The sequence below is a fragment of the Devosia sp. genome (genome assembly GCF_041917035.1).
Classification (GTDB): Bacteria; Pseudomonadota; Alphaproteobacteria; order Rhizobiales; family Devosiaceae; genus Devosia_A.
In genome coordinates this window covers 1-10,802 of the sequence record NZ_JAYRYM010000135.1, presented here as the reverse complement: position 1 = coordinate 10,802, position 10,802 = coordinate 1, and the positions used below count along the sequence as shown (strand labels likewise).

The following is a 10,802-nucleotide window of genomic DNA, read 5'->3' as shown; positions in this document are numbered from 1 at the left end:
GCCGAGCTGAGGGGCAGCGCCGGCCAGATGCACCTCGACGGCACCATCTTGTCCATCCTGGTGCTGGCGCCCTTCCTGCTCATCATTGCCGGCGCCCTGGTCTTCATGGTCGGCCGGATGCGGCGGCTGTAGCGCTACTCGACCCGCAGCCGTTCGGGATCGATGCCGCGCTTGTTCAGCGGCTCCCGCATGCGCCGGCCGATATACTCGTTGAGTCCGTAAAGGACCGCCGCCCCGACCAGCATGGCGATGCCGAAGCCGCGCGTGCCCTCCTCCGTGCCCACCATGATCGCGGCGAAGAACGCCACGACGCCGCCGCCGACCAGCAGGTACCACTTGCGGTCGGCCTGCACCCGCAGGTTGCGAGCGCTCGACAGCAGCAGCTCCTTGAGTTCGCCATCGCTCATCGCCAGCAGCTCGGGGTTGCTGGCCTCCCTGCGGATGGTCTGCATGTAGGCCGCGACGCGCTGTTCGGTCACCGCCTGCCGTTCCGCTTCGCGGCGGCCACGAAACAGGTAACTTGCCACCAGTCCGACCAGGCCGGCGACCAAGAGGATTTCGAGCACGATGACCATCGCAGCCTCCCTGGGCGCAGCGCCCCTTGCTGCGTTCAGATGCCCATCACCGCTGCGCGATTCAAGGGTCCGGAGTGATCCGCGGCGGCCCCGGCGCGTTTCAACTTGTGCATCCTGCGCGGCGAGGCCCGATTGACCAAATACCTGATCCTGTTTGCGGCCTGTGCCGTGGTGTTCTTCCCGCTCGATTTTGTCTGGCTGACGCTGACCGGCAAGAACTTCTACCGGCGCGAACTGGGCGACCTGCTGCTCGAGCAGCCGAACCTGATGATCGCCGCCGGCTTCTACCTGGCCTATGTCGCCGGTCTCGTCATCCTCGTCGCCGCACCGGCCGAGGGCGACGTGCTCAAGGCCCTGCTGATGGGGGCGGTGCTCGGCCTCGTCGCCTACGGCACCTATGACCTCACCAATCTCTCCACCATGCGCGGTTTCACGCCCACCGTGGCGCTCGTCGACATGGCCTGGGGTACGCTTCTGACCGCCGTTTCGGCTGCCGGCGGGGTGTGGATCGCGAGCCGCTTCGGCTAGGTCCGGCGCGCCTGCGCTTCAGTGCGTCGGCGATTCCTCGGCGGCCACTGCCGCGGTTTCGCGTCCCTGCCGGGCGAGATACCGCTCTCGCGCCATGACCACGAGGCCGGCGCCGACGATCACGGCACCGCCCAGCAGGGCCACCGGATCGATCAGATGTCCGAACACGACATAGCTGAGCGTGATGCCGAGCGGCAGCGACATGTAGTTGAACGGCTGCAGCGTGCTGGCGGGCGCGCGGGCCAAAGCCACCATCATCAGCCCGTGCGCGGCAGTCGAGGTCAGCATCACCGCCCCGACGAGAAGCAGCGAGCCGGGCTCGAGCGGGGCCCAGAAGAACACGCCGACCGCGCTGGTCAGCAGGAGCCCGACAATGCCGACATAGACCATACTGGTCGCGGTCGAATCGTGCCGCGACACCTTGCGGGTCAGGGCGATGTAGAGTGCATAGGCGGCGGCCGAGCCGATGCCTGCCAGGACGCCCCAGTCGAGCGGCAGCCCGCCGGGCCGCACGATGACCAGCGCCCCGACGAAGCCGACGCCGACCGCGACGAAGCGGAACATCCCCACCTTCTCCCCCAGGATGGGGATGGCAAACAGCGTTGCGAGCAGCGGATAGACCAGAACGATCGCCTGCAGTTCGGCCAGCGGCACATCGATCAGCGCAATGGCGAACAGCCAGATATCGACCACCAGCAGGACGGCGCGCGCCACCTGCAGCCAGGGGTGGCGCGATCGGAACGCCTGCCTGAGCGGCGCCTGCCGCGCCACCAGCACCAGCGAGAAGGCCGCGAATGCCCAGAAGCGCATCATCGCCAGCTGAAACGGCGAGATGCCCTGCACCAGGAGCTTGGCCATGGCATCCTGGACCCCGAAGATCACGATGGCGAACAGGCTGAGCCCGATGCCGAGGGCGACATTGTCGACCCGGGCCCGAGGCGATGCGGCGTCGGTCACTTCCAGACTCTCGTGCTTGAGGGCACTACCCGTCGAGCAATGCCCGCCGGAGTGGCGCAATGCAAGACCACACAGGGCGCCCGGCCCGAACGCGGGTGGACGAATTCGACAGCTGCCACGTTCTGACAGGCGCTCCTGCTAGAAATTGAAGCCCGTCGACGAACGCCTTATCCTTGATGCGACTCATGACCACCGAAACACCGCAATACCCCGCCGCCGTCGAGGGCCCCACGCCCGGAGTCGCCCTGGTCACCGGTGCCGCCGATCGTGTTGGCGCAGCCATCGCGCGCAGGCTCGCCGCGGCAGGCTGGGCGGTGCTGGTCCACTACCGCAGCTCCGCCGTGAAGGCGGAGGCCACGGCCGACTCGATCCGGGCCAATGGCGGTCGCGCCGCCGCGATCGGTGCCGACCTGGCCGACCGCAGCCAGCGGGCCGGGCTGATCGCGGCCGCGGCCGGTCCGTTCGGGCCACTGACACTGCTCGTCAACAACGCCTCGATCTTCGAGCGCGATGCGGTCTTCGACCTCGACGAGACGCTCTGGGACGCTCATTTCGCCGTTCACGCCGAGGCGCCCGCCTTCCTGTCGCGCGATTTCGCGGCCCAGTTGCCCGTCGGCCGCGCCGGCAACATCATCAATATCATCGACGAGCGCGTGCTGGACCTCTCCCCGGCCTATTTCAGCTACACGCTGAGCAAGTCCGTGCTGTGGACCATGACCCGCACCCTCGCCCAGTCGCTGGCGCCGCGCATCCGCGTCAACGCCATCGCCCCGGGCCCCACCGTACCACCCCCGCATGTGACGGCCGAGGCCCATGCCCGCCGGCTGACCGAGCTGCCCCTCGGCACCAGCGCCGACGAAGCCGGAATCGCGGCGGGAGTCATGGCCGTTCTCGGCCTTCCGGCCATGACCGGCCAGATGCTCGCCCTCGACGGCGGCGAGCATCTCGAGTTCCCGGATCGCCGCGGCCCGACCGCGCGCCGGAAATGACCGAGCCTGCACCAGCCTCCGGCCCGGAGGTCATCCGCAACTTCGTCAAGACACTGCCGGCCGCGCCGGGGGTCTACCGCATGTTCGATGCGGCCGGCGAAGTCATCTATGTCGGCAAGGCCCGAAGCCTCAAGGCACGCGTCACCAACTACACCCGGCCCGAAGGCCTCGACATCCGCATCCAGCGGATGATCGCCGCCACCGCCAACATGGAGTTCGTGCGCACCGAGACCGAAGCCGAGGCGCTGCTGCTCGAAGCGAACCTCATCAAGCGGCTGAAGCCCCGCTTCAACGTGCTGCTGCGCGACGACAAGAGCTTCCCCTACATCCTGATCGCCACCGAGCACGAAGCCCCGGAGCTGCGCAAACACCGCGGTACGCGGCGCACCAAGGGCCACTATTTCGGGCCCTTCGCCTCGGCCCTCGCGGTCAAGCGCACCATCAACTCGCTGCAGAAGGCGTTCCTCCTCCGCACCTGCTCCGACAGCTTCTACAGGGGCCGCACCCGACCCTGCATGCTGCACCAGATCAAGCGCTGCTCCGCCCCCTGCACCGGCGAGATCTCGCTTTCCGACTATGCCGAACTGGTCGAGGAAGCGCGCCAGTTCCTCTCCGGCAAGTCCAAGTCGGTGCAGGAGCATCTCGCCACCGACATGAATGCCGCCGCCGAAGCCCTTGATTTCGAACGCGCCGCCCTGCTGCGCGACCGGCTCTCGGCCCTCGCCCTGGTGCAGAGCGGCAGCGATGCGGCAGCCAAGACCGTCGAGGAGGCGGACGTGTTTGCCATCGCCCACGAAGCCGGGCAGTTCTGCGTCCAGGTGTTCTTCTTCCGGGCCTACCAGAACTGGGGCAACCACGCCTTCCGGCCGCGCGCCGACGCGACGCTCTCCGATGCCGAGGTGCTCGAGGCCTTCATCTCGCAGTTCTACGAGGACCGCACCCCGCCCCGCCAGGTGCTGCTCTCGCACGAGCTCAGCGAGCGCGACCTGATGGAGGAGGCGCTCTCCGCCCGTGCCGGCCACAAGGTCGCCGTGCTCACCCCGCAGCGCGGCGAAAAGCGCGAGCTGGTCGTCCACGCGCTCAACAATGCGCGCGAAGCGCTCGGCCGCCAGCTCGCCGAGGGCGCGACGCAGAAGACCCTGCTCGAGGGCGTCGCCAACCTGTTCGGCCTCGACGAGCCGCCGCGCCGCATCGAGGTCTACGACAACTCGCACATCTCCGGCACCAATGCCGTCGGCGCCATGATCGTCGCCGGCGAGGACGGGCTGAGCAAGAAGCACTACCGGACCTACAACATCAAATCGACCGACATCACCCCGGGCGACGATTTCGGCATGATGCGAGAGGTGCTGACCCGCCGCTTCACCCGTCTGGCCAACGAGAGCGGCGGCCCCGAGATCGAGGACGAGGACGGCGGCATGCCGGATTGGCCCGACGTGGTGTTCATCGATGGCGGCGCCGGCCAGCTCAATGCCGTGCGCGAGGTCATCTCCGCGCTCAACCTGCCGCGCGAGGTGACTTTCATCGGCATCGCCAAGGGCGAGGAGCGCGATGCCGGCCGCGAGAAGTTCTTCATGGAGGGCCGCGAGGCCTTCATGCTGCCGCACCGCGACCCGGTGCTGTACTACGTGCAGCGCCTGCGCGACGAAGCCCACCGCTTCGCCATCGGCACCCACCGCGCCCGCCGCAAGAAGGACGTCGTCAGGAACCCGCTCGACGAGATCGAGGGCATCGGCCCCACGAGGAAGCGCGCGCTTCTCCAGCGCTTCGGCTCCGCCAAGGCGGTCAGCCGCGCCGCCCTTGCCGACCTTGCCGCCGTCCCCGGCGTCTCGAGCCAGCTGGCGCAGCAGATCTACGACCACTTCAACGGCACTTGATCCTCCCCCGTTCACGGGGGACTTCGAACCGTCCCGAAGGGCAAATCAGTCCAGTGGACCGATTTGAGGCAAGCAGGCCATGAGAGTTATGCTCGAATGGGGCTTGGCGTTTGCTAAGCCCTGGAAATCCTAAGAGGGGGGTGAGGCGATCACCGCCCCGGCCCCCCTTTGCTCCCGGCAATCAGAAGTAGCAACCAGACCACCGCCAATGCCCCAGCGTCTCCCTTCCCACAGGGGGGAGGGCAATCGCAGTTGGCACCGATGGCAGTCGGGACCGCCTTCTCCCCTTGAGGGAGAAGGTGCCCAAAGGGCGGATGAGGGGTTTGTCTCAACCATCGCGGACCCCTCATCCGGCGCTGCGCGCCACCTTCTCCCTCAAGGGGAGAAGGGAGGCGGCCCTCCCGCCAGTGCTCCAGCGTCTCCCTCCCCCTTGTGGGGAGAGACCAAGGGTGGGGGTGGCCCCAATCCCGGAACATCTCCCACCCCCGCCAGAATCGCCTACCCTCCCCCTCCCCGGGGGATCGCCATGTCATCCGTCATCACCGTCAGCGGAGTTTCCAAGACGTTCCGTCAGGCGAAGCGTCGACCCGGGCTGCTCGGGTCGATCCGCAGCCTGTTCAGCGGCGACTTCACCGCCGTGAATGCCGTACGCGACGTCTCGTTCTCGATCGCGGCGGGCGAGGCGGTCGGCTATCTCGGCCCCAATGGTGCCGGCAAATCCACCATGATCAAAATGATGACCGGCATCCTCGTCCCCAGCGCCGGCCGCCTCGGCGTCTTGGGCCGCGAACCGCACAGCCACCGCATCGTCAATGCCGCCCAGATCGGCGTGGTGTTCGGCCAGCGCAGCCAGCTGTGGTGGGATCTGCCGGTGCGCGACAGCTTCGCCCTGCACCGCCACATCTACGATATCGCGGAACCCCGCTATGCCGAAAATCTCGCCTTTCTAAGCGACATGCTGTCCATGGGCGACTATCTCGACCGCCCGGTGCGCCAGCTCAGCCTCGGCCAGCGCATGCGTGCCGAAATCGCCATGGCGCTGCTCCATGATCCGAGAATCCTGTTCCTCGATGAGCCCACCATCGGGCTCGACGTCGTCGCCAAGGACGCGGTGCGCAAGTTTCTCGCCCGCATCAATCGCGAGCGCGGCACGACCATCATCCTCACCACCCACGATCTGCAGGACATCGAGGAGATCTGCCCGCGCCTGATCATGGTCGATGACGGCAGACTGCTGTTCGATGGCGAACTGGGGCGGCTGCGCTCGGCGCTCGGGGCGCGCCGCCGCCTGCGGCTCGAATTCGGCAGCGATCCGGGGCCCCTGAAACTCACCACCGCGCGCCTCGTTCGCGACGACGGCGCCGCCAAGCACTTCCTGCTCGACCGCGAGGACGTCTCAATTCTCGATGTGCTGACCGAACTCGGCGGCGGCTACGACCTCAAGGACGCGGCCCTGGACGAGCCGGCGATCGAGGAAGTGATCCGCACCTTCTATCAGCAGAAGCCGAACCTGGTGGTGCCATCATGAGGGCTTCCGCTTACGCCGCCTTCACCGCCAGGACCTTCCAGACCCGCCTCGCCTATCGCAACGCGGTCTGGGCCGCGGCCTTCGGCGACCTGGTGTTCATCTTCGCCCGCATCGCCATATGGGTCTCGGTCTACGGCGCGGCCGCCGGCACCACCGTCGATGGAGTCTCGCTGCCCGAGGCGATCACCTATGCGGTGCTGGCCGGGCCGGTGCTCTACTGGGACTTCTCCCGCCTCGTCAACGAGGTCGGCAATGCCGTGCAGACCGGCGACGTCGCCGTCATGCTGCTGAGGCCCCTGCACTATCCGGCCTATCTGCTGGCCAGCCATCTGGGCAATTTCGCCTTCCAGCTGCTGCTCATCGTGCTGCCGATCACCATCGTCGTCGGCCTGACCTACGGTCTGGTGCCTCCGGCCAGCCCTTTCCACGGCCTCGCATTCCTCGCCTTCTGGGGTTTGTCGTTCGCCATGCTGTTCAGCCTCGCGACGCTGGCTGGCCTGCTCGCCTTCTGGCTGATGACCGTGTTCGCCCTCGAGTGGTTCCTGATGAGCCTGATGACCCTGTTGTCGGGCGGGCTGGTGCCGCTCTGGCTGTTTCCCGGCTGGCTGGCGGCCATCGCGGGCCATCTGCCCTTCGCCTGGGTCAGCTACTATCCCTCGGCGGTCTATCTGGGCTGGCTCGATCCGGCCCAGACCCTCGTCTACTTTGCCATCGGCCTTGGCTGGCTGGGCGTGCTGCTGTCCGGCCTCGCCTGGCTGTGGTCGCGCGCCCGCCATCGCCTCATCGTGCAGGGGGGCTGAAGCGTGACCCGCACCCTGCGCCTCATCCCGCACCTGGTCACCATGTTCGTGCGCACCAAGCTCGAGTATCCAGGTGCCATGCTCCTCGCCTGGATCTCGCAGGTGGCGTCCTACGGCGCCGTGTACACTGCCATTGCGCTGATCGTCAGCCGCTTCGGCAACCTCGCCGGCTGGACCTGGCCGGACATGGCCCTGCTGCTCAGCTTCCACCTTCTCGCCTATTCGCTGGGCGCCTCGTTCAGCTTCACCCAGTTTCGCGTCATGGAGGAACTGGTCCGCCTCGGTACCATCGACGCCATCCTGGTGAAGCCCGTCAGCCCCTGGGCCTACCTGGTCTTTTCCGGCCTCAATATCGGCTATACAGGGCACATCGTGCTCGCTGTCGGCCTCATGGGCTGGGCCCTGACCCAGGTCGCGATCGCCTGGTCGCTGCCGGTGGCGCTGTTCTTCCTCGCCACCCTCGTCAGCGGCGCGCTGGTGGTGTGCGCCCTGATGACCATGATCGGCGCCAGCGCCATGGTCTGGGTGCGATCGCGCCACCTCTACTCGGTGTTCTTCGGCTTCTGGGAACTGGCCCGATACCCGGTCGCCATCTTTCCCGTCCCGATTCAGCTGATGCTGCTCACGCTGGTGCCGCTCGGATTCATCAGTACCGTCCCCGTCGCGGTGCTGCTCGGCAAGCCCGTGCCGCTGCTTGGCGACTGGGCCGGTCTCGCCTGCATCCTGGCCGGCCCGGTCATGGCCCTTCTGGCCGCGGCGCACTGGCGCTGGTGCCTGCGCAACTATCAGGGGGCCGGCGGCTGAGCCTGCTCCCCAAGACACAAAAGGCGCCCGCTGGGGGCGCCTCTTGCAGAGTCGGAATAGCAGAGCCGCTCAGTTGACCGCGGTGCGGGCCACGTTGCGGATGTCGTCGCGGGTGATGCCGAGGTCGCGCAACTGGATGTTGCTCAGCGAATTCAGCTCGCGCACGGTGCGGTTGTAGGCGATGATCTGCGAGATCTTCTGGCGGATGTTCATCTGGTTTCCCCTTCTGTTTGGTGACGCTGAGATAAGCCTCGTAACCCGACTCGACCAGTGGGGTATTTTGCACCCGAGCCATGCATCAGCTGCAAGTCGAGTTAACCGGCGTTAGGTTTTCGGTCCGAGCCGGCGCTTCCCTCAGACAAGCCCGCAGTCCTGCTCCAGGGGACTCGTCGATGCCGCACGCCGTGCGACGGGTGTTGCCCTCTGGCGACGAAATGTGGTTCCTGCCGGGGCATTACCCTGCGTGCCACGCATGGCGCCAAGACCGGAGCCGTTCAGGATGCCCGATAGCCTGCTGCGCGAACTGACGCGGGAACTGGTGCTGTCGGGGCGCCTGTGGCGCAAGATGGCCCGGGAGGCTGCATCGCGCCACGGCGTCTCCGAGGCCGCCTCGGCACCGCTGATCTGGATCGACCGGCTTGGCGACCATGTCCGACAGAACGCCCTCGCCGACGCGGTCGGCATCGAGGGCGCCTCGTTGGTCCGGCTGATCGACGAACTGGAGGCCTCCGGTCTTGTCCGGCGTGAACCCGATCCCTCGGACCGTCGCGCCAATGTGGTTTCCTATACGGACGAGGGCCGGCGCGTCGTCGGCGCGGTCAACGAGGCGCTGATGGCCGTGCGGCGCGAGGTCTTCGCGGGTCTCCCCGACGCCGACCTCGATGCCGCGCTGCGCGTCTTCGCCGCCATCCGGGCGGCTACGACCAAGGGCGATGATCAACCCGCGTGACAAGCCGCGAGGCATGCGCTAGTAACGCGGCCATGAACCTCCGCGCCACCTACTTCTATTGGTACTTTAGCAACGGAAGCCGCTGGCAGCCGGAGGGGCGCGTTTGAGCTGACAAGTCCAAACAGACAGAACCCGAAAAGCCGCCAGCACCTGGCGGCTTTTTCGTCGCCGGTGCACCCAGAGAGGAGCCGACGACCATGATGAAAACCACCGACAACCTGCGCATACGCGAGATACGCGAACTCAGGACCCCCGCCGAGGTCGAGCGCGAGTTCCCCCGCACGGACGCGGCGACGCGTACCGTCCTGAGCGCCCGCCATGCGCTCCACAACATCCTGCACGGCACTGACGACCGCCTCGCCGTTGTCGTCGGGCCCTGCTCCATCCACGATCCGGTTGCCGCCCTCGACTACGCCCGCCGCCTCGCCGCCCTGAGGACAAGGCTCCTCGGCTCGCTCGAGATCGTCATGAGAGTCTATTTCGAGAAGCCCCGCACCACCGTCGGCTGGAAGGGCCTGATCAACGACCCCAATCTCGATGGCAGCTTCGACATCGACAATGGCCTCCGCCTCGCTCGCAGCCTCCTGCTCGAGGTCAATAATCTCGGTCTGCCGGCGGGCTCGGAGTTCCTCGACATGACCATCCCGCAATATTTCGCCGACCTCGTCTCCTGGGGCGCGATCGGTGCGCGCACCACCGAGAGCCAGGTGCATCGTGAGCTCGCCTCGGGGCTGTCCTGCCCGGTCGGCTTCAAGAACGGCACCGACGGCAATGTCCGGATCGCGCTCGACGCCGTGAAGTCGGCCAGCCAGCCGCACCATTTCCTGGCCGTCACAAAGTCCGGCCACTCGGCGATCGCCGCAACCACGGGCAATGACGACTGTCACATCATCCTGCGCGGCGGCAAGGCGACCAACTACGACGCCGCGTCGGTCGAGGCCGCCGGCAGGGAAGCCGAGAAGTCCGGCATCCGACCCGCCATCATGATCGATGCGAGCCACGCCAACTCGTCCAAGAACCCCGAGAACCAGCCCGGCGTTCTCAAGGCCGTCGGCGCGCAGGTCGCCGCCGGCGATCGTCGCATCATCGGCGTCATGATCGAGAGCAACCTCGTTTCCGGTCGCCAGGACCTGGTCGCCGGCAGGCCGCTGGTCTACGGTCAGTCGATCACCGACGGTTGCATCGACTGGGACACCACGGTGTCGGCCCTCGAGCGCCTGGCCGCCACCGTCGAGGAGCGCCGCCGCGTCACCGCGCAGCTGGTGGCCTGACGCAGATCCGGTGCAGGCAGGGCCGGTCGAGGGACCGGCCCCCTGCCGTGGGCATTTGCACCTCGGCTCCCGCCCTGCGTCAGCGGAGCCTCGCGCGTTCCGCTTGACCGGCCGGCGTGTTGCTGTGAGTCTGTTCTTCATGCAGATTCATCCGCAGCTCCTCACGCTTCCCAATCAACTGACCATCGGGCGCATCGCCGCCGTGCCGGTGATTTGCCTGCTGCTGGTCATCGGCTGGGAGTGGCTGCGCTGGCTGGCACTGCTGCTCTACGTTGTCGCCGCCGTCAGCGACTGGCTGGACGGGTTCATCGCCCGCCGCATGAAGCTCAACTCCGCACTGGGCAAGATGCTCGACCCGATCGCCGACAAGCTCCTTGTCGGCGCGCTGCTGGTCACCTTCGCCTTCACCCGCGACCTCAACGCCTTCGACCTCATTCCCGCGATCGCCATCCTGCTGCGCGAGATCTTCGTGTCCGGCCTGAGGGAGTATCTCGGCAATCGCTCTATCGAGGTGCCCGTGACCC

At 67.1% G+C, this 10,802-nt stretch carries 12 protein-coding genes; 9 read left to right on the top strand and 3 right to left on the bottom strand.

Annotated features, from left to right (window positions below; translation table 11 throughout):
* Window positions 1-134 precede the first annotated feature (134 nt).
* A complete protein-coding gene (locus ACE3TU_RS13990; protein ID WP_374625193.1) occupies window positions 135-575 on the bottom strand; it encodes a hypothetical protein in 441 nt (146 codons plus the stop codon).
* A gap of 132 nt (window positions 576-707) precedes the next feature.
* Here ACE3TU_RS13990 and ACE3TU_RS13985 point away from each other — a divergent pair, with 132 nt between their 5' ends.
* The gene (locus ACE3TU_RS13985) at window positions 708-1,103 is read left to right on the top strand and encodes a DUF2177 family protein (RefSeq protein ID WP_374625191.1); all 396 of its coding nucleotides are present in this window, start codon (window positions 708-710) and stop codon (window positions 1,101-1,103) included.
* 18 nt (window positions 1,104-1,121) lie between these two features.
* On the opposite strand, the gene ACE3TU_RS13980 is transcribed toward ACE3TU_RS13985, so the two are convergent.
* Window positions 1,122-2,060 carry a DMT family transporter gene (locus ACE3TU_RS13980; protein ID WP_374625189.1) on the bottom strand — a complete coding sequence of 313 codons (939 nt, stop codon included), beginning with the start codon at window positions 2,058-2,060 and terminating at the stop codon, window positions 1,122-1,124.
* A gap of 185 nt (window positions 2,061-2,245) precedes the next feature.
* Between ACE3TU_RS13980 and ACE3TU_RS13975 the strand changes: the two genes are divergently transcribed.
* The 5 genes from ACE3TU_RS13975 (at window position 2,246) to ACE3TU_RS13955 (ending at window position 8,058) form a co-directional block, all read left to right on the top strand.
* Window positions 2,246-3,049, top strand: a complete 804-nt coding sequence (locus ACE3TU_RS13975) for an SDR family oxidoreductase (RefSeq protein ID WP_374625187.1) — start codon at window positions 2,246-2,248, stop codon at window positions 3,047-3,049.
* On the top strand, window positions 3,046-4,926 hold the full coding sequence (uvrC, locus tag ACE3TU_RS13970; protein ID WP_374625185.1) for an excinuclease ABC subunit UvrC: 1,881 nt from the start codon (window positions 3,046-3,048) through the stop codon (window positions 4,924-4,926). Before ACE3TU_RS13975 ends, uvrC begins: the two co-directional genes overlap by 4 nt.
* A 526-nt stretch (window positions 4,927-5,452) precedes the next feature.
* The gene (locus tag ACE3TU_RS13965) at window positions 5,453-6,454 is read left to right on the top strand and encodes an ATP-binding cassette domain-containing protein (protein WP_374625183.1); all 1,002 of its coding nucleotides are present in this window, start codon (window positions 5,453-5,455) and stop codon (window positions 6,452-6,454) included.
* The gene (locus tag ACE3TU_RS13960; RefSeq protein WP_374625181.1) at window positions 6,451-7,254 is read left to right on the top strand and encodes an ABC transporter permease; all 804 of its coding nucleotides are present in this window, start codon (window positions 6,451-6,453) and stop codon (window positions 7,252-7,254) included. Before ACE3TU_RS13965 ends, ACE3TU_RS13960 begins: the two co-directional genes overlap by 4 nt.
* Before the next feature lie 42 nt (window positions 7,255-7,296).
* Window positions 7,297-8,058, top strand: a complete 762-nt coding sequence (locus ACE3TU_RS13955) for an ABC transporter permease (RefSeq protein WP_374625195.1) — start codon at window positions 7,297-7,299, stop codon at window positions 8,056-8,058.
* A gap of 69 nt (window positions 8,059-8,127) precedes the next feature.
* Here the strand turns inward: ACE3TU_RS13955 and ACE3TU_RS13950 are convergent, their stop codons facing one another.
* Entirely contained in the window at window positions 8,128-8,271 is a 144-nt protein-coding gene (locus ACE3TU_RS13950; protein WP_374625179.1) for a DUF1127 domain-containing protein, read from the bottom strand.
* Window positions 8,272-8,557: 286 nt separating this feature from the next.
* Here ACE3TU_RS13950 and ACE3TU_RS13945 point away from each other — a divergent pair, with 286 nt between their 5' ends.
* From ACE3TU_RS13945 to ACE3TU_RS13935, 3 genes are all read left to right on the top strand, one after another.
* Window positions 8,558-9,007, top strand: coding sequence for a MarR family winged helix-turn-helix transcriptional regulator (locus ACE3TU_RS13945; RefSeq protein ID WP_374625177.1), 450 nt, complete (start codon window positions 8,558-8,560; stop codon window positions 9,005-9,007).
* A 197-nt stretch (window positions 9,008-9,204) separates the two neighbouring features.
* On the top strand, window positions 9,205-10,278 hold the full coding sequence (locus ACE3TU_RS13940) for a 3-deoxy-7-phosphoheptulonate synthase (protein ID WP_374625175.1): 1,074 nt from the start codon (window positions 9,205-9,207) through the stop codon (window positions 10,276-10,278).
* Between the two features lie 139 nt (window positions 10,279-10,417).
* A partial coding sequence (locus tag ACE3TU_RS13935) for a CDP-alcohol phosphatidyltransferase family protein (protein ID WP_374625173.1) occupies window positions 10,418-10,802 on the top strand: 385 nt, incomplete at its 3' end.